Here is a 21,708-nt window from a genome sequence, read left to right on the forward strand (position 1 = left end):
TGTGGGAGACCTATAGCTAAATGGCACTATTAACCGACCAGTTTAGAATTTTTACTGCCAAGAGATTCATTAAGTCTCTGGAAGGTCCTGATTCGGCTCAGTCCGATTTACTTGCAGGAGCATCCAGAGATAGACTGTATGTATTCATTGGCAGACCTCAAAGCTGGGATAATGAAAATGACCCACCTGATCCAACAGATTCGCTGCAAGAATTTGCTGACAACTTCTCTGACATGATCTCCCTCAAGAGGGTGTTGGCAAACGATACTATTCAAGTTGTCCGTCGTATCAACTGGATCCCACCCGAGCAAACTACTGGTGGTTTGGGTTACGTTTATGACATGTATAGACATGATTATTCATCCACTAAGACTGCTGCGTCTGGTGCGACGAAGTTGTATGACGCTGACTTCTACGTTGTCAACTCTAGTTACCAAGTATATAAGTGCATATTCAACGGCACAAGTCCTTCTGATCCTAACGGTAAACCTTCTACTGTTGAGCCTACTGGCACCTCCACATCTATTATTACGACTGCCGATGGCTATCGTTGGAAGTATCTTTATACTATCCCTGTGGGGCAGGTCTTAAAATTCTTCTCTAACGAATATATGCCTGTGTTGAGTGACACTGCTGTTATCTCTGATGCAGTTGGTGGAGAGATTGACACAGTTATTATCGGATCTTCAGGTACTGGTTATAACAACGGCACCTATGAAAACGTCCCTATTAAAGGAGACGGTGTTGGTGGACGTGTATCACTAGTGGTTGACGGTGGTAAACTTGTTACTGCTACTGTTACATCTGGTGGATCTGGATATACATTCGGGACAGTTGTTATCGATGAGATCAACGGTATCGGAGCAGGAGCAGGATCTGGTGCATCTGTTGAGGTTATCATTCCTCCATCTGTAGGTCATGGTGCTCAACCTGACACAGAGTTGGGTGGATATCGTGTGATGATCAACACCAAATTTACATACGCTGAAGGATCTGGTGACTTCCCAACTGATAACGACTATCGTCGTATTGGTTTGTTGCTCAACCCATTCAGATATGGCACAAATGAATTGACTGCAGAATTAACTTTGTCAGGCACAAAGGCAGTTATTTTCTCTCCTACATTCACAGGAAACTATAGCACAGACGAGATCGTAACACAGTCTAGGACTGTTGGTGGTCAGCAGGTTACTGCTAGAGGTCGTGTTGTTTCTTGGAATAGCACTACAAAAGTATTGAAGTATTACCAGAATAGAATCGACGGAATCTTCCCTGAGATTACTGGTAGTTTGACTGAGTTTGATGGAGGTAACCCAATCGTGGGATCTATCTCAGGTACATCAGGTGACCCAGACATTAACTTCCCTATTGTCTCTGGATCCTCTACCAGAGTCATTAACAACACAGAATATGATTTGGGTATGGCATTTACCAACGGTTATGCAGACCCCGAGATTGAGCCAAATAGCGGTCGGATTATTTACATAGATAATAGAGGACCAATCACTCGTGCGGGCGACCAAATTGAGGATATCAAAGTCGTAATCGAATTCTAAGATGCCACAGAATACCAACCTAAACATTAGTCCATATTTCGACGACTTCGATAAAGATAAGAATTTTTATCGAGTGCTCTATAGACCTGGATTCCCAATACAGGCAAGAGAGCTAACGACGATGCAATCGATCTTGCAAAATCAGATCGAGAATATGGGTCAGCACTTCTTCAAAGAAGGTGCAATGGTCATACCTGGTCAAGTAGGTTATGATCTGAATGTGCAAGCTATTGTACTTCAACAAGCATTTTTGGGAGTTGACGTTGAGACGTATCGTGCTCAACTTAGTGACAAGATTATCTCTGGACTTACATCTGGTATTCGTGCAAAAGTCCTATACTCTATTCCTGCCACTGAGTCAACTAAAGGATATATCACTCTCTATGTAAAGTATATTGACTCTGGTGATACTATCTCAGAGACTAATGTTCGTGGTTTCCAAGCAAACGAGCAGTTGATCTGTGAGTCTGAATTGACTTTTGGCACAACTTTGATTGAGATTGGATCTCCCTTTGCTCAGTTGCTTCCTGTTGATGCAACCGCAGTTGCTGCTGTAGCATATATCAATGAAGGTATCTACTTTATTCGTGGACATTTTGTAAACGTCCCTAGCAGTTATATTATCCTTGATCAATATACGAATAACCCATCGTATAGAATTGGTCTAGAAGTCGCAGAATCTATCGTTACCCCAGAAGATGATACATCTCTAAACGATAACGCTGCAGGCACATCAAACTATTCAGCACCAGGTGGTCATAGATTTAAGATCTCTACTACACTGGTCAAGAAACCAATCGCCGATGAAACTGATAAAAACTTCATCGAATTAATTAGAATCCGTGATTCTAAGATTGAGCAACTTGTCAATACATCTGCATACTCACAACTTGAGAAATCACTTGCTCGTAGGACTTTTGAAGAGTCTGGTGATTATGTAATCGATACATTCGATGTTAAGTTGAGAGAGCATCGTAATGATGGATTTAACAATGGTGTATATTCAGCAGGTCAATCCTCTAGAGCAGGACAACCTGCATCAGAAGAATATGCAGCAATCGAGGTATCACCAGGTAGAGCATATATTAAAGGTTATAGGACAGAGTTTTTAACTCCACAATATGTTGACCTTAAGAAACCAAGAGACTTTGTTGGTATTCAGAATACTATCATTCCTCTAGAGTGGGGTCAATATCTAAAAGTATTTGGTGTATATGGGTGGCCTAACTTCACTGGTGAAGGTGTTAGTGATGCTTATCAAATTCTTGATCTGCAAGATGGATGGACAACCTCTACTAACAATAGTGTAACTGGTCAAAAAATCGGACGTGCTCGTTGTGTGCAACTACAGAAATCAGGAGCAGGTCTATTTGACATGTATCTGATGGACATCCAGTTATATACTGCTGTCAATTTTGTTGCAGGTAATACAACTGTTGCTGTTGGTGACAAACTTGTTGGACGTATCTCAGGTGCTACAGGATTTGTAACTGATGACTTCTCAGGACAGAGAGTGTCTATGGAGCAGGTATCAGGTACTTTCATTGACGGTGAAGTAATCACTAGAGATGGCAGAGTTGTTGGCACACTAGATGCTGTGCACACATATAAGATTACTGACGTAAGATCTGTTATTGGACGCAACGCCCAATCTGTTGTTAGTTTTGCTGCGAAACTGTTGCTTAATGATAGAGCAGTTATTAGAGGATCTTCTATTACAATCGATCAGGCAGGATCTCCTCCTAAAATTACAGGTACTAACGGATCTAAGTTTGAGCAAGATCTAAGACCTGGCGATGTTATTTCTCCTGACGGTCTATCATCTCCACAAGGTGAGAAGACTCTTGTTATCACAAAAGCAGTTAAGAATGCTATCAACCTAACAGCTGGAAACAATACAGGTGTTACACCATACGTTTTTGACTACCAAGCACAGACTGCTACTATTGATACTAGTCTAACTAAAGGATCTATTACAGACGGCACATATACTACAGTTGTTAGATATAGACCATATCTATATGGTCAGAATCAACCTTCTGGTCAGTTGTCTCAAGACTTACCTAAGAGGACAATCAAGTCTATTACTGACGAATCATTCTTTGTCTTTAGGACATTCGATAACAAAACTGTTGTATCAGGTGGTTTAACTGTTGCACTTCCAGAATCTGAGCAGTTTGCTGCACTGGATGATGACAACTATATTCTTACAATTCTTGCAGAATCTGGATCAGCATATTCAGTTGGTGACAACCTTGACATCGAGGCACTATCTGACGCACAGACATTGACAGTTACCTTTGGTGCTGACAGACAGTCCATTACTATTGACGGTCTTACAGGTGTTACCACAGTTAAACTAACTGCATTGGTATCTAAGAATATCGTTTCTAGAAAAATTAAAACTGCATCTAAGATGCGTGCTATGAAAGTCACTAGGACTTCTAAGCAACAAGATATTCAAAGATTCGGACTAAACTACGGAGGATTGTATGGCACAAGAATCGAAGACCCCGAGATCTCATTCGGTCTCAACGATGTATATAAACTCCACGCAGTCTATGAATCTGAAGATGACAACGCTCCCAAAATCCCTTACGTTGTCCTCTCAGAAGCAACCTTCTTTGCTCCTGGCACAGTTATCACTGGCGTTACATCAGGTGCAAGAGCAGTAGTTGTATCATTTATTAACGCAACTCTAAGACTTTATAACGTTGACCTAAACGGCACACAGTTTAATCCTGGCGAAACAATCAACGGTGAGGACAGTGATGGTAACGTATTGACTGCAACTATTGATGATGCTGACGGATCTGTTGAAAAAGGATCTAAGGTTATCACAAATCAGTATGAGTTAAATCAGTCACAAAATGCATTCTTCTATGACGTATCTCGTCTAATTAGAAAACCTGGCACTACTCCTCCAACCAGACAGATGATGGTAGTGTTTGACTACTTCATCCATGAAGCATCTGGTGATTACTTCTCTGGTCAATCATACACTGGTATTGACTTTGCTGATATCCCATCACCACTTCTCAAAGGATCTAGTAGGACTGTTAGAGACCAACTTGACTTCCGTCCTGCAGTTGGTGAATTGGCAACAGGACAAGGCACAGTCGGTAGTCCTTTTGAGGTGACTTGTGCAACTCTTGACTTTGATGCTAGACAATTCTCTACAACTGGTCAAGGTGCAGGTGCTGCAGCAGCAGCGACCCTGTTTGATATTCCTAAGGCAGAAACAGAATTCCGTTGTGACTTCGACTACTACCTACCTAGGACAGACAAACTATTCCTTACTCACGACAATGATCTACAGTTGATTGAGGGTATATCTTCAGAAGATCCTCAACCACCTGATAACATTCAGAGTGCTATGTGTTTGGCAACGCTCAAGCATAGAGCATTTATGTTTGATCCAGAGCGTGACTCCACAATCAATCAAGAAATCATTCGTCGTTATACGATGAAGGACATTGGTGACCTTGATAAACGTATCACTAATGTTGAGTATTATACTGCACTTTCTCTACTTGAGGTCAAGGCAGAAAATACCGCGTCTTACGATGAGAATGGTTTTGATAGACTTAAGAATGGATTCGTTGTTGATGACTTCTCTGACCATAAGATTGGTGACGTCAACAGTGCTGATTACAAGTGCTCTCTAGATTTCAAAGAAGGAATCATGAGACCTTCTCACTTTACTAACAACGTCCCACTCGGAATCAACAATACTAAATCAGTCAACGTCGTTACAACCCCTGCAAATATTTGCATGTTGCCATACGAAAACGTTGTTATCGTGGAGCAACCCTATGCATCAAGAAGTGAAAATGTTAACCCATTTAATGTATTTACTTTCATCGGTCGTATCGATCTTACACCTACATCAGATGACTGGCTCGAAACCAACAGACTCCCTGCCCGAGTAGAAAACATCGAGGGTGACTTTGCCTCTGTTGCTGCAGAGAATAACATTGACCCTAACACAGGTTTTGCACCTATCCAATGGGGTGGTTGGGAAACTAACTGGGTTGGAGAAAGTCTAGTTTCTACAGATACTATCATCAACAGGACTGGTAGTCACAGTGGTGGTGGTACTTGGGTCGGCACAAGACATCAAGGTCTTGAGTTTATCCATGAGAGACGCACATTTGAAATTAGAGAGAATCAATCTAGACAAGGTATTAGGACAAGAATCGTGCCTAAGATTGAGAGAAAATCAATGGGTGATTCTATCCTGTCACAAACTGCAGTGCCATGGATCAGATCTAGAAACCTTGCATTCGACGTTTATAGAATGAAACCAAGGACTCGTGTCTACTGTTTCTTCGATGGCGTTGATATTACTCCTTATATTACACCTAAAGTAATCGAGCTTAATAAGACTGGTAACAACAGTAATGTTAAGAATGAAGTTGTTACAACGATGGGAGCAAACGCATTCAACCAACCATCAGACAGCACTATTGATAACAGTAACCAAATCCCATTCGTGGTTGGTGAGACTGTTGTTGGTATTGAATCTGGCGTCAAGTTGAAAGTTGCAGCTGCAGATGACGAGTATGTGACTACTCCTTACGGCACAGGTGCTGCGACGTTGCCTACATCATATGCATCTAACACCAACCTTCTTAACGTTGACATCAACGAGATGGCATCTACCGCTAATGGTGAATTCCAAGGTAATATAAAAATTGGTGAGTTGCTTGTTGGACAAACATCTGGTGCTGCTGCCTACGTTAAAGATCGTCGTCTATTGACTGACAACGTTGGTAACTTTAAAGGAACATTCTTTATTCCTAATCCTAAGATTGACTCCAACCCACGTTGGGCAACAGGTACAAGGACTATTAGATTTACAACCAGTGCAACAAACGAAAGGACACCTGGCACAGTTGACTCATCTGCTGACGCAGAATACAGAGCAACAGGTACATTGCAGACTGTAAGAGAAAACATTCTTGCAATTCGTAATGCTGAGTTAGTCCGTGACACCGTTACTGATGAGAGGACAATCAACTCTACTAGATCTGAGACAAGACAGATTGGTTGGTATGACCCTCTTGCACAATCATTTATTGTGGATGAAGAAGGCGGTATCATGATCACTGGTGTTGAGATCTTCTTTAGGACTAAGGACTCCAACATTCCTATCTCTATGCAGATCAGGACAATGGAAAATGGATCTCCTACAAAAGATATCTTGCCTCTATCTGATATTACTATCAACGCTGCTGACGTTGAGGTATCAGAAAGTGCAGCGATCCCGACAAGGTTTACGTTTAGATCTCCTGTCTATATTAAACAATCGGTTGAATATTGTTTCGTCTTACTGTCTGACTCTAACGAATATCAAGTCTGGATATCCAGAATGGGTGACGTTGAGAAATCTGGTAACAGGACGATCTCAGAGCAACCATATGCAGGTGTGCTATTCAAATCACAAAACGCATCAACGTGGACTGCTGACCAATATGAGGATCTTAAGTTTACAATTTATAAAGCAGCATTCGATACTACTCTCGATGGCACCGTAACTCTTGAAAACGTTGAGATGGGTGAAACTAATGGTGGTTATACAAGACTACTTGATAACCCACTGGTTACTATCCAACCTGAGCAAGTATTGACTCTACCTGTTGCAGGTGGACCTTTTAGTTACACAGTTGGTGCTAGACTAACACAAAGTCCATCAGGTGCATCTGCTACTGTATCAGCATTTGACTCGACCTCAACTCCTAATGTCATCACTATTAATGATATCTCAGGTATTTGGTCTGCAGGTTTCTTAGATGCTAATAATAATGCATTCCAAGGAATCGTATCATCTCAAGCAACAGCAATCTTCCAGTTGTCTACAGTGTCTAATGGTGACTTCTCACCTAGACCTAATCCTGCAACAGGTACTGCAACAACTACAGTTGATATTATTACAGGATCTACATCCAACTCTACTGCAAGAGTTACAGCATACTATGCGACAGGTGATACTCTACCTGATGGTAATACTGCATCTAATCCTGTTTTATATGTAAATTATGTTGATAAAGACTTTGACCTCGCCGACACCCTTTCGGAGAATGGTGGCGTTGTTACTGCTACTATTACTTCAGTTGCCTATAGTGGAGACACAAGGAATATCTACCCTGTTTCGGCACCATCGTATCAGGCGAAGGATAGGAAGATCCTCGTGTATCACAAGAATCATTGCATGCACCAACGCACCAACAATGTTGATATAAGAGGCGTAATCTCAGAAGTCCCACCAACAACTCTGACGTCATCTCTATCAGCAGGTGCTACAAGTATTAACGTAGAGGCAGGTGCAGCATTCCATACACAAGTTAATGGACAAGCAATCGGTAACTTGAATCCTGGCTACCTCATGATTGGTAGTGAGATTATTCAATACTCTGCTATCTCTAGCGACGGTAAAGTTATTACAGTTGCTACATCTGGTAGAGGATCTAATACGACTGCTGACCAAGATCATCCTACTGGATCACAGGTCTTCTGTTACAACTTTGATGGTATTCCTCTTACAGAAATTAATAAAGTCCACGATAGTATTGGCGATCCATGGATGGATCATTACCTACTCAATACTACATCTGTTGCTAACAACGGTATTCGTGGTGGTGGTATCAATGCAATCGCTTCACAAAACTTCCAGTTTGAAACGTTGCGTCCATCGGTTGCCAATTTGGTATTCCCAGAAACCAGTATTGTTGCTCGTGTAAATACTACGTCGGGCACATCTGTTGGAGACGGCACGACGGTTGTTGATCAAGCGTCATTCGTTAACAATGGTACATATTATGATATCACTTTAAATACAGAGAATTATTTCACAACTCCTCAACTCATTTGCTCTAAGGTCAACGAAGACAACAAGTTGGGTGGTAACAAATCTATCTCTCTTGATTTAACACTTCATACGGATAATGCAAATGTGTCGCCGTATGTTGACCTAGATAGGACATCTCTTATTACTGTCAGCAACAGAATCAATCAATGGCCAGGCGGTCCTCAACCACTTGGTATCAACAGTTTGATTGAAGCAACTGCTGATGTATCTTTAGAACCTAGTGGAGATCAAAACGACGCCGTTTATCTCACTCGTATAGCAAACCTTGCTCAACTTTCACGCACACTTAAAATTGACTTTGGATGCTATAGACCACAAGGCACAGAGGTAAGAGTTTATATCAAGACTTATGAATCAGGAAGTGAAGTCGATCCAAATACAATCAACTTTGTAGAGGTGCAACCTAAAGGAAGCATCGCTGCCTCCGATGTATTTGAATTCAGAGATTATTCTTATGAAGCGGTCGGACTTAATTTCAATGCATTCCAAGTCAAGATTGTATTGAGGTCTAAGAATCAGGCAACCGTGCCTCAGGTAATCGACTTTAGGTCAACAGCACTCGCTACTTAAAGTACCTAAGCTTCGATCCCGAAAACCGACAAGCTGATTCTACTTATTATTTTGATACTTGTCAAGTATGGACATTAAAAATCTGATACCTGTTGATGGAAAAGAGGGTTGGTATCGTGATCCCCTGACAAATGCCATCATTAATAACAATAAATCCGAATACGAAAAATACATGAATGCCTACAACAAGCGGGCAAAAACTGAAGTCACGATAGAGACTTTACAAACTGAGGTTGATGAAGTAAAATCAGATCTGAAGGATATTAAGGGTCTACTCAAATCATTATTGGAGCTACAAAATGACAGCAACTAAAACTGAATCTCTTTCTAAGGAAGAGCTTCTTGATCAATTCAAGACACGTTATGGCAAACTAGTTGAAGAAAACAAAGAGCTAAGCGAAAAGATCCGCTCAAATGAGCAAACTGCACTGAAACTGTTGGGTGCAATCGAGACACTAGAATATCTCTCACCTGAGAAACTTGCTGCAACAACCGAGGTAACTGAGGACATAAATAACTCAGACGAATAGTGTGCTTTGCAAGGATCCTTAAGCAATGGCAAATAGAATACAACTAAGACGTGATGGTGCTCAGCAGTGGGCAAACATTAACCCGATCCTCGCCCAAGGTGAATTGGGTATTGAAATCGATACGTCTAGACTTAAAATCGGTGACGGTGTTACTCCGTGGAATAGTCTTCGCTATGAGCGACCACTAGAGACGGAAAGTAATACTGCGAACACTCTTGTAAAGAGAGATGCCGACGGTAATTTTGAGGCAGGTGCCATTACTGCTTCACTGGTGGGTAACTCCGCTACAGCAACTAGACTAGCAAACGCTAGACAGATCTCCCTTGGTGGTGACATGTCTGGTAGTGGTACGTTTGATGGATCCGCAAACTTAACCATTACTGCTGAGTTGAATTATCAACCAGGTCTACCACACTATGATCCTAATGATCTAGATGCTCAAGCACAATATACTAGATTAACTGTTGACTCTCGTGGTCGTATCGTGGATGGTGACAACCCCACGACTCTTGCTGCGTACGGTATTGCTGACGCTCAAGCTGCAGACACAGATCTACAGTCTATTGCAGACATGACCTCTTTCGGTCTGATGTCACGTCAGGCAGAAGGCACTATTACCACTAGGACTATTACAGGTGGTGCAGGTCGTATCATTGTCAATAATGGTAACGCACAGAGCAGTAACCCATTCATTGACCTTGCTGATACTACAGTTGTTATCGGTTACTACAACCCTACTGGTAACTTAGATACACCTCTAATTTCAGTTAATCTGCCAGATGACCAAACAGTCAATACAACTGAATTTACAGTTGACAGATATGGTCGTTTGACACAAGCACTTACCATTCCTATCGCTACTGCAAAGGAAGGAAGTGAAGATCCAGTATTTGATAACGCAACATCTTACTCAAGAAATGATAAGGTCAAGAACTCAAGTAATCGCTTGTATCAGGCTATCCTTGATATCAACTCTGGAGGCGGTGAGCCTACACACACCGACACCTCCGACACAGGGTCTTGGAGATATCTGGGAACTGCTGTAAGTCCACAAAAAGGTCTTGCATCATTTAACCAAGAAGATTTCGACGTCACATCGTGGAATCCTGCCTCGCAGTATGAGGGAGGATTTGTTAGCATTGCAGAGAATGCAGTTGACAATAATCAACTACAAAACAATCGCGTCTCGTTTGCTGACGGAAACACAAAAGAAGATTTTGAGTTAGATAGCGAGTTAACTGCAACTACTGGTTATCGAGGTTTTAATTACTTAAATTATGTTAAAGTTAACAATACTTCGGGGTCTCTTTTATTCAGTGCTAATAATACTGGTGACTCTGGTAGTGGAGAGGTTGATATTAATGTAAGGTCATACTTTAGTGACCCTGACATTACACTCGACGGTGCCGTAAATCAGAAACTAGACAAGACTGGTGACGGTGATCTTACTTTCCAACACACACAAAACACTGCAAACAATCGCACTCTGTTAATCAATGCGACTAATGCAGGTAGTGGTAATGCACTTATTAACATTACTGCTGAAAATGATATTACTATCAGTGCCACCAACGTTGCCAACAGAGTCAACGTAGAGGACTTCCATTTCCAAGATAACGTCATTTCGACAACCAACTCAACGTTGATTATCGATCCTAATGACGATGATGGTGCAACTGGTCTAGTTAGAGTCCGTGGTGATCTTCAAGTTGACGGCACCACAACTACTGTAAATTCAACTACATTAACTGTCCAAGATCCTATCATCACACTTGGTGGAGAGGATACTCTTACAACAGATGACAATCTGGATCGTGGTGTAGAATTCAGATATTATGATTCGCAAGAAAGATTCGGTTTCTTCGGGTGGGACGAGGATTATGCAGACTCTAACATATGGTCTGGCACTGGCGGGTATCGCTTCCTCTACAATGCCACCAACTCGTCTGAAACATTTACTGGGACTGACGCTGCTATCATTGGTGGTAACCTCAGACTCACAACCAACACAAACTCATCCTCAACCACTACAGGTACGCTAGTCGTAACTGGTGGTGCAGGTATTTCTGCTAATGTATACATTGGTGGCACACTTGATGTTGCCCAAGATGTAGACATTAATAGTGGAGAGATGACCGTTACTGCATCTAACGGTAACATCTATACACAAGGTGACTTGCAGGTAGACAGCAACGTTACTCTTGGCACAGATGCAAACGATACTGTTACTGTAAACTCTGACTCGACATTTGAAGATGACGTCAGAATTGTCGGTCCTAATACAGTATTTTCTATCACAGACGGCACTGCCGAAAAATTTGTCATCGATAGTGACAACGGAAATATTCACAGTGATGGCACCCTTGATGTTGATAGTGGTGTTACATTCAACAGCACACTTGATGTAGATGCTGCTGTCACCTTTAACAGCACTCTGGATGTAGACGACGATTCAGTATTCCATAATGACATCACTCTTGATACTACTGGTAAGTATTTCAAGATTACTAATGGCACAGATGATAAGTTTACCGTCCTATCTACAAACGGTAATACTGACATCAGAGGCACACTTACTGTTGGATCTGCTGTAACATTTGAGAATAATCTACAAGTAGATGGAAACATTACACTCGGTAATGCTTCTACTGATATTCTTACTATCAACAGTGACACAACAATCACAGATAATCTTACAGTTAATCAAGCGGTAGATTTTGATTCTACTCTTAATGTAGATCAGGCAGTTGATTTCAACTCAACTCTTACAGTTGATGGCACAACTACGATCTATGATTCTGTAATCATTCAGTCTGATAACGAAGTATTTAATATCAACAATGCATCTGGTCAAATCCAATTTGCAGTTGATAGCGACAATGGTAATACAATAATTGGTCGTGTTGGTCAGGGCACAGGTACACTGACTGTCCACGGTGACGCAACTTTCAACGACAATACACAGTTTACTGACAACGTAACTATCGGTAATGCAAACACCGATACTCTTACAGTCAATAGCAACACAACTCTAACTGACGACGTTAGAATTAATGGGTCACTAATTGTTGACACGAATGCTACAATAGAAGGTAACCTGACTGTTAACGGCACAACAAGCACAGTTAACTCTACTGTTGTAACGTTAGACGATCCTATTATCACTTTAGGTGGTGACACTGCTCCTAGCACTAATGATGCTAAGGATCGTGGTGTTGAGTTTAGGTATTACGATTCACAAGCAAGACTAGGATTCTTTGGTTGGGATAACTCTGCAGGAAGATATGCACTTTATCATGCTGCTACTAATTCTTCAGAGGCATTCGCAGGCACAAGATCTGGTCTAGATGCAGGATCATTAAAACTATTTGATACAACAAATGCGACAAACTCTGCTACTGGGACTCTCATCGTTGGGGGCGGTGTTGGTATTGGATTGGATCTCTACGTTGGAGACGATCTCGTCGTCACAGACGATGGATCATTTGGTGGAGATGTCAGTATCACTGGCACGCTCGATGTAACCAATGACTTTGCAGTAAACACTACTAAGTTTACTGTTGCGTCTTCCACAGGTAACACCGTTGTCCAAGGCACATTACAAGTTGATGGAAACACAACTATTGGTAATGCTTCTGGGGACGCACATGTAATTACTGGTGGAGTCACATTCAACCAAGCGATTATCTCAACAGACATCACTGCCGATAACATTAAGATCGGTGTTGATGGATCTAGTGAAATCTCTACTACTTCTGGAAATCTAATTTTAGATTCAGATGGTGGCACAGTTAATATCACAGATAATGCTGACGTAGATGGAAACTTAAATGTTGACGGCAATACTCAAATCGATGGCACTCTTACTGTTGATGGCAATGCTACTATTGGCAACCAGTCAGGAGATAACCACACCGTTACTGGCACGGTTACATTTAACCAAGCAATCACCAGTACAGACATCACCGCCGACGCCATCAAGATCGGGGTCGATGCTGACAATGAGATTAGTACCACAACTGGTAACCTTGTCCTAGATTCTGCTGATGGTAAAGTCCATATCACAGACAATGCTGAGGTAGATGGTAACTTACAAGTTGATGGTAATTCAACATTAGGTGATGGAAGCAGCGACACATTAACTGTCAATGCAACATCTACATTTAATGCTCCGATCACATCTACAGACATCACTGCTGATAACATTCAGATCGGTGTTAGTGGATCCTCTGAGATTGATACCGCTCTAGGTAACTTAACTATTGACTCTGCAACTGGTGAAACCATTGTAGATGACAACTTGACTGTCAATGGCACAGCAGATATCAATCAGTTGACTACAATCACTGATGGTTTGGTAGTCAAGGCAGATAATAAGCAAGTAAGAATTCAGACCGCAGGTGGTCTAGACAAAGTTACTATTGATACTGACAATGGTAATACAGATATTCAAGGCACACTTAATGTAGAGGGTGCCACAACTATTGACGATACTTTCAATGTCACTCAAGCAACTGATCTTGATAGCACTCTAAACGTAGATGGTGCAGCGACATTCCAAGATAACGTTACAATTAACGCTGATAATAAGTCATTCATTATCCAGAATAATTCTGGTGTAGATAAGTTTACAGTAGATACAGATAACGGAAACACAGTAACTCAGGGTAACCTAACTGTTACAGGCACAACAACTCTTGTTGATAACATTACTGCACAGGCAAGATTGGATCTCACTAAGAATGAGAATCCTACATCTCTGACTGGTAATGCACCGTTGATGATTCCTAACGGTGGTATGACTGTTGCAGAGGATGCCTTTATTGGTCAGACTCTAAAACTAGGACCTAACGCTGCTGAGACAATCACTCTTGTAGGTGCTACTGGTAACGCAACTATCGGAGGCACATTGGGTGTCACTGGTATCACTACTCTTACTACTCTAAACTTAGGAAGTATCACATCTACTGGTGCTGCAAACATCGGTGGTAGTTTGATTATCAACACCGATAAGTTTACGGTTTCATCTACAACTGGTAACACTGACATTGCAGGCACATTGAATGTCGATGGTCGTGTGATTATTGATGACACCTTGAATGTTACACAGGGTGTTGACTTTGACAGCACAATGAATGTAGATGGTAATTCCACATTCAATGGCACGATTACTCAGAATAGCACTTCACTCTTCAAAGATGATGTTGTTTTAAGAGGATCTACCAAGACACTTAAGTTGCAAAATGGTAGTGGCACAACTAAAGTTGAGTTACAATCTACTTCTGGTAACGTTACTGCAGCAGGTCTTACAACCACTAACTCACTTGAGGTCGTAACTAACACCTCCATCGGAGGCACACTTGGTGTAACAGGACAGATCACTGGTGATGTAACTGGTGACCTAACAGGTACTGCTGACAAGGCAAACCTTGCTGACATCACAGATACCACAACATCTAACCTTACATACTTCCCAACATTCGTATCTACAAATAACGGATACACTGAATTACGCACAGACTCTACTAACCTTACATATAACCCATCTACAAACAGACTAACTGTTGAAAACTTCAGATCAACCACTGACTTTGAAGTCCAAGGTAACTTGAATATCACAGGTAATATTACCTTCGGTCAGTCACAGGTTGGTAGTATTGCAAACCATGACACTGATGCACTTACTGAAGGGTCAACTAACCTTTACTTCACAAACGAAAGAGTTGACGACAGAGTTAATGATCTGATCACTGGTGGCACAGGTATTACTGCAACATACGATGATGCAGGTAACATTCTAACCTTGAGTGCTACACAGGCAGACATCAATACTGACAACATCACAGAGGGATCCACTAACCTCTTTACCACTGCTGCACGATCAAGGACACACTTTACCTACGGAACGGGTATCGAGTTGTCTGGCAGTGGTCAGTTGTCAGTTACACAAGCAGACATCAATACTGATAATGTTACTGAGGGATCTACAAATCTCTTTATCACTGCTGCTCGCACTAGAGGACATCTAAGTGCAAGTGGTGATCTGTCATATAACAGTAGCACAGGTGACTTTAGTGTAACTACATTTAAGACTGCTGATGCTCGTGGATCAGTCAGTGCAAGTGGTGATCTTTCTTACAACTCATCAACTGGTGTATTCTCATATACTCAGTCTGATACTGACGGTGTTAGCGAAGGATCTACTAATCTTTACTTTACTAATGCTCGTGCAGATGCAAGAGTTAACCTACAGACAGGTGCTAACCTAGACCTTTCTTCTAAGGACACTGGGGATCTTGCTGAAGGATCTAACCTTTACTACACAGATGCAAGAGCAGATACAAGAATTAATTTACAGACAGGTGCAAATCTTGATCTCTCATCTAAGGACACAGGCGATCTTGCTGAAGGATCTAACCTCTACTATACAGACGCAAGGGCAGACGCTCGCGTTACAGCAGGTATCACTGGAAAACTTGATGCTTCTGCAGTCAGTACATTTGGTGGCACCCTCATTGATGATGCTGACGCTGCTGCAGCAAGGACAACCCTTGGACTGGCAACTGTAGCATCTACAGGTGCATATGGTGATCTATCTGGCACACCTTCTCTTGGTGCTGTTGCCACATCTAATGATTATGATGACCTAAGCAACAAACCTACATTATTCTCTGGTAACTATGCAGACCTAAGTGGTAAACCTACATTATTCTCTGGTGATTATGATGACCTAACCAACAAACCTACATTGGGTACTGCTGCTGCAACCGCAGCAACTGCATATGCAACTGCTGCACAGGGATCTAAGGCAGACGCTAACGATACTGACATAGATGACATCTATACTCAGTTGGTTGCGATTGGTAATGACAACTCTATCACTACAGTCGCACAACTTAAGACTGCATTACTCGCACTAGCAAGAAGTTAATTAAATGGCACAACCTAATTCTAAAGCTACTCTCAAAGAATATTGTCTCCGTAGACTGGGTAAACCAGTCTTGGAGATTAACGTGTCTGACGATCAGGTTGATGACGCTATTGACTATACCTTACAGAAGTTTCAACAGTATCACTATGATGGTGCTGAGCGTTGCTATCTAAAGCATAAGGTTACACAGGATGTAATTGACAGATCTGAATCTAATACAACCTCTACCTCCAAAGCAGGAAACGATTCATGGACAGAGGGTAATGGTTATATTGAAATTCCAGATCATATCCTATCTGTAGAAGGTATCTTCTCTTTCACAGATAAGGGCACATCAAACATGTTTGATATTAGATATCAGATGCGTTTGAATGACTTGTATGATTTTACATCTACACAGTTTTATCATTACTATATGATACAACAACACCTTTCTACCATTGACTTTTTGTTAGAAGGTATTAAACCAGTAAGATATCATGCAGTGCAAGATAGATTATATCTAGATTTTGACTGGCCACAGGATGCACAGTTGGATCAGTATATTGTTATCAAAGCATGGAGAGCATTAGATCCTGTAACGTGGACAGAGATATACAATCAGATGTGGGTTAAAGATTATGCCTCTGCTAAGATTAAGAAACAGTGGGGACAGAATCTAACTAAATTCCAAGGAGTGCAGATGCCAGGTGGTGTCACTCTTAATGGTGAAATGATTTACAATGATGCAGTAGAAGAGTTGAAAAATCTAGATGAGCAACTACGCACCACTTGGGAAACACCACCTCTAGACATGATAGGATAACATGGCTACCAATTCTTTCTTCACACAAGGCACTACAGGAGAGCAAGATCTCGTTGGAAATCTTGTTGTCGAGCAAATTAAGATGTTTGGTAAGGATGTGTATTACATCCCTAGGACTCTTGTGAAGAATGATTCTGTCTTTGGTGAAGATACATTAAGTCAGTTTAACGGTGCATTTCTTATAGAAGCATACATTGAAGATGCCTCAGGATTCCGTGGCGACGGTGATATGTTTAGTAAATTTGGTGTAAGGATATCTGACCAAGTTACTTTTATTATCTCACGCACAAGATTTACAGAAGCAGTGGATGATAACGCACAACTAATTGTAGAGGGTAGACCAAATGAAGGTGATCTAATTCACTTTCCTTTAGCAAATAAAACTTTTGAGATCCAATTCGTAGAGCACGAAGTGCCTTTCTACCAGTTAGGTAAAGTGCACGTTTGGGGATTACGTTGTGAGCTCTTCGAGTACAGCGACGAGGACTTCGATACTGGTGTTGCTGCTGTAGATGCGATAGAAGTAGACTTCTCTAACGCAGTTACTGTCAACTTTGCAGCAGGTGGTAGTGGTGACTTTACAGTTGGTGAGATCGTTGCAGGTGGCACATCTAATGTCACAGCAGAGGTTAAGTCTTGGGATTCATCAAACAGACAACTGCAGGTCTACAACAGATCAGGTATATTTACGATCCCCGAAACTGTTACTGGCCAGACATCAAGTGCTGCATGGACAACTGCATCCTACAATACAATAAATAATGTGAATAGTGAATTCGATCAGAATTTTGCCTTAGAGACTACTGCTGATGGAGTCATTGACTTTACTGAAAGCAATCCATTCGGTGAATTCGGTAACAAAGGGACTACAATCTAATGTTAGGCACATACTCATATCACGAAATCTTTAAGAAGACAGTTGTCGGATTCGGCACACTGTTTAATAACATAGAGCTTCGTCGCACATCTGGATCTAAAACTGAGGTTATGAAAGTGCCTCTTGCTTATGGTCCTAAACAAAAGTTTCTTGCTCGTCTTGCACAACTAGGAGATCTGACAACAAAGGATAGGACACAGATCACACTACCTAGAATATCATTTGAAATTCAAGCAATAGCATACGACTCTACAAGAAAATTATCACCTACCTCATACATAAGACATACAACAGGAGATAAAACCAATAAAGGTTTTATGCCAATCCCATATAATGTTAACTTTGAGTTGGCGATCCTATCTAAAAACCAAGATGATGCTCTCCAAATCCTAGAGCAGATTCTTCCTCACTTCCAACCTAGTTTCAATATTACTATGAATCTAGTTGCTGAGTTGGGAGAAAAGAGAGATTATCCAGTCACACTTTTGAGCGTTGACTACGATGATCAATACGAAGGTGACTATGATACACGTCGCACATTGATATATACGTTACAGTTTGTCGCAAAGACTTACTTATACGGACCTATCAGCGACAAGTCTGGTGAGCTTATCACTAAGGCGATTGTTGATTATGCAACCGATAGTAAGGTTACCGCTCCTAGAGAGGTGCGTTACACAGTTGAGCCTGATCCTGCTAACGCAGATCCAGATGACAACTTCGGATTTAATGAGCTTTATAGTGAGTTTACAGATGGAAAATCAAGAAACCCAACGACAGGAGCAGACGAGTAAGTTTGATGGAATCTCTGATGCATTAGACATCGAGACAGACATCATGCCTATCGAGAAACCTGCAGTAGAAAAGGTAGAGGAGATTGTAACCTCAACTAAAGCACAGCTCAAAAAAGATTATGAATACACTCGTGGAAATCTATACTCTCTAATTGAGAAAGGACAAGAGGCAGTAGACGGTATCCTTGAGTTAGCACAGGAATCTGACCAACCTCGTGCGTTTGAAGTAGCAGGTCAACTTATCAAACATGTCGGCGACGTTGCTGACAAGTTGGTAGACCTACAAAAGAAAGTTGCAGACATAGAAGCACCTAAGAAGAAAGAAGTAAATACCACAAACAATACTATGTTTGTAGGTAGCACTGCTGACCTGGCAAAGTTTCTAAAGCAGCAACGAGATAAATAGAAAGTATAGGAGAATCTTTACCCCATGTCAGTACTTAATGTAATCGACACCCAAACTATCACTGCAAGTCAGTCTGGCTATGTCGTGGTGAAATCTGGTGTCCTTCGCGTCCTTGCGACGTCAGCGTCTTCAATCCAAGTAGATGCAGGACCTGCTATCACTTTGGTAGCAAATGAGTCACTACTAATCTCATGTGGTAAGGCAAAATCTGCTAAGATTGCAGTAGCGACTGACGCTGCAGCAATGGTAGTTACTGCCGAAGGATTTTCTGGTGGTGGACGTCACACCTTTAGTGTTGGCGATTTCATCCAAACAGTTGACGGTGGTGACACTGATGGATTTACTTCTGACTTTGAGTCAGCAGCAGCATCAGGTAAGAAAGTTACTGCTGTTACAGCATCTACTATCACAACTGATTATGATTCATCAGCAGCAAGTGGTAACTACACTCTCAGTGCAGCAGACGCAACTGCAGGCACTGTGCCACTCATCCAAAGGACAGTTAAACTCACAGCAGGATCTGCCAACGTTATCGTCGAGCAAGTCCAAATCGTCGGAGGCTAACACATGCCCGCCGTCTCCAAAAAACAACAAAGATTCTTCGGGATGGTTAGACAAGCTCAAAAAGAGGGTCAGGCGAAAGCTTCCTCACCTGAGGTTGCCAGAGTTGCTGCCAGTATAAAAAAATCTGATGCTAAAGATTTTGCATCCACTAAACACAAAGGTTTGCCTGAGAAAAAAATGAAAAAGGAAGATTACAAGTATCCTCTATATGCACCTGCTCACAAGGTGGATGAGTTTCATGCAAACAAAATTAAGTTGGATGAAGAAGAATACGATCATTACAGAGACAAGCAATTAGAAAGAGGCACATGGAAAGGAGGTGGTGGAAGACCTTCTACAGGTGGAGGAAATAAATCCAAAGGTAAAACTGTACTTCAGAAACAAGCAGAGAAGAAGTATGGCAAAGGTAAATCAGCATTAGACATGGTAAAAGCAGACATCATCGCCAAGCACGGCAAAGGTGCAATTATGGACACCTCTAAGAAAAAGAATGAAGAGGTGGAGATTGATGAAGCAAAGGTCGATATGAAGACCCCAGACTATAAGAGAGCAACCGTTAGAGATAAGAGATACGGTAATCCACATAAGTCTTTTGCATTGGGTGGTGGTATCAGAAAAGATAGAAGAGCAGATCACGAAGCAAGACGTGGTGTAAAAACTAAAGGCAGACCAAAGAATCCACATACAGTTGATGAGGAAGTAATCAACGAGAGAGGTGACTTTTGGCATCCTGATCCAGAGAAGGATAAGAAACTTGGAGGACCTGGTGCAAACCAACGTGCTCGTGAAGATCGTGCTGCAGCATCTAAACCAAAGGAAGATCCTAAGAAACTTCGTAAGGGTGAGTCCTACATGGATTACGCTAAGCGTCAACCAGGTTACAAAGCACCTGCTAAGAAGAAGTCTCTATTAAGTCGTCTTCTTAAGAAAGAAGAATTTGTTGATGAAGCAGCATATACAGGACCTGACAAGAAAGACAGAGCAGTTATCAAGAAGATGGATAACAAAAAATTTGCTGCCAAACTAGCAGACTATGAAAAGAATATGGATCCTAAGAAACGTCAGGCACTTAAGGACAAAGCAACCAAGGGTATGAAGTTTACTCATGAAGAAGCATTGAGTGAGATAACTGCAAAGGAAAGATTCAAGAGAGATGCAGGTGCTATTGCTAAGAAGAAGATGCGTAACAAAGAGCACAACAAGTATGTCAATTTTCTAGACGTTGATGAAGCAAATGTAAGACAGAGGAGAAGTCCTGGTCTACAGTTGAGTCAGAGAGATGTTGCTCTTAACTTGATTGAAAAACTTAAGATGTCTCGTAAAGAATACGCTAAGATTCATAAAGACTTCAAGAGTGATGATCCTAAGAAACCTAGGACTACAAAGTATGTGCCAGGCAAAGGCACAGTTTCTATGCCAGTAGAATTGACTGATGAGTTGCATCCTAATCTTAAGAAGATTGATGCTGTAAACAAAGCAAGGGTTGCAAAGAGATCAGCAGAGGCTAAGGCAGAGAAAGAAAAGAAAGATAAGTCTGCTGCTGACTTCCAAGCACATAAAAAATCCGAGTTGGCAAAAGGCAAGAAACCTCACCAAGCACTTGACTCTTGGCAGAAAAAGAAGATGCAGAAAGAAGAGGTTAATGAAGGTAAAATTGGTGGTGCAAACACTTTAATTAGACAAGGTGTTAAACTTGGTGGAAAGAAAGGCGGTAAAGCAGTTAAGAAAGTAACCACTGCCACCACTGAAGTAGGCAAAGAAGTAGCAAAAGATGCAGTAAAAGGTAAACCAGGTGCAGGTAAAA

11 protein-coding genes are annotated in these 21,708 nt (G+C 41.5%); all 11 read left to right on the forward strand.

The window, feature by feature from the left end:
• Positions 1 to 20 precede the first annotated feature (20 nt).
• The gene (locus EGM47_RS15355; protein WP_124981711.1) at positions 21 to 1,556 is read left to right on the forward strand and encodes a baseplate wedge protein; all 1,536 of its coding nucleotides are present in this window, start codon (positions 21 to 23) and stop codon (positions 1,554 to 1,556) included.
• Position 1,557: 1 nt separating this feature from the next.
• On the forward strand, positions 1,558 to 8,997 hold the full coding sequence (locus EGM47_RS15360; protein ID WP_124981712.1) for a DUF4815 domain-containing protein: 7,440 nt from the start codon (positions 1,558 to 1,560) through the stop codon (positions 8,995 to 8,997).
• Positions 8,998 to 9,064: 67 nt separating this feature from the next.
• Positions 9,065 to 9,310, forward strand: a complete 246-nt coding sequence (locus EGM47_RS15365; protein WP_124981713.1) for a hypothetical protein — start codon at positions 9,065 to 9,067, stop codon at positions 9,308 to 9,310.
• On the forward strand, positions 9,297 to 9,527 hold the full coding sequence (locus EGM47_RS15370; protein WP_124981714.1) for a hypothetical protein: 231 nt from the start codon (positions 9,297 to 9,299) through the stop codon (positions 9,525 to 9,527). The genes EGM47_RS15365 and EGM47_RS15370 overlap by 14 nt, the downstream gene beginning before the upstream one ends.
• 25 nt (positions 9,528 to 9,552) lie before the next feature.
• Positions 9,553 to 16,458: a hyaluronate lyase N-terminal domain-containing protein gene (locus EGM47_RS15375; RefSeq protein ID WP_164510927.1), complete on the forward strand. Its 6,906-nt coding sequence runs from the start codon at positions 9,553 to 9,555 to the stop codon at positions 16,456 to 16,458.
• Positions 16,459 to 16,462: 4 nt separating this feature from the next.
• Positions 16,463 to 17,263, forward strand: a complete 801-nt coding sequence (locus EGM47_RS15380; RefSeq protein ID WP_124981715.1) for a hypothetical protein — start codon at positions 16,463 to 16,465, stop codon at positions 17,261 to 17,263.
• Between the two features lies 1 nt (position 17,264).
• Positions 17,265 to 18,140 carry a hypothetical protein gene (locus tag EGM47_RS15385; protein WP_124981716.1) on the forward strand — a complete coding sequence of 292 codons (876 nt, stop codon included), beginning with the start codon at positions 17,265 to 17,267 and terminating at the stop codon, positions 18,138 to 18,140.
• On the forward strand, positions 18,140 to 18,934 hold the full coding sequence (locus EGM47_RS15390; protein ID WP_124981717.1) for a tail sheath stabilizer and completion protein: 795 nt from the start codon (positions 18,140 to 18,142) through the stop codon (positions 18,932 to 18,934). The genes EGM47_RS15385 and EGM47_RS15390 overlap by 1 nt, the downstream gene beginning before the upstream one ends.
• A complete protein-coding gene (locus EGM47_RS15395) occupies positions 18,894 to 19,340 on the forward strand; it encodes a terminase small subunit (protein ID WP_124981718.1) in 447 nt (148 codons plus the stop codon). The genes EGM47_RS15390 and EGM47_RS15395 overlap by 41 nt, the downstream gene beginning before the upstream one ends.
• 24 nt (positions 19,341 to 19,364) lie before the next feature.
• Positions 19,365 to 19,904, forward strand: a complete 540-nt coding sequence (locus EGM47_RS15400) for a DUF7243 family protein (RefSeq protein ID WP_124981719.1) — start codon at positions 19,365 to 19,367, stop codon at positions 19,902 to 19,904.
• Positions 19,905 to 20,081: 177 nt separating this feature from the next.
• The coding region (locus tag EGM47_RS16505) for a hypothetical protein (RefSeq protein ID WP_206052208.1) at positions 20,082 to 21,708 on the forward strand (1,627 nt) is incomplete at its 3' end.

Origin of the sequence: Nonlabens xiamenensis (assembly GCF_003865345.1) — a bacterium.
Taxonomy (GTDB): domain Bacteria; phylum Bacteroidota; class Bacteroidia; order Flavobacteriales; family Flavobacteriaceae; genus Nonlabens; species Nonlabens xiamenensis.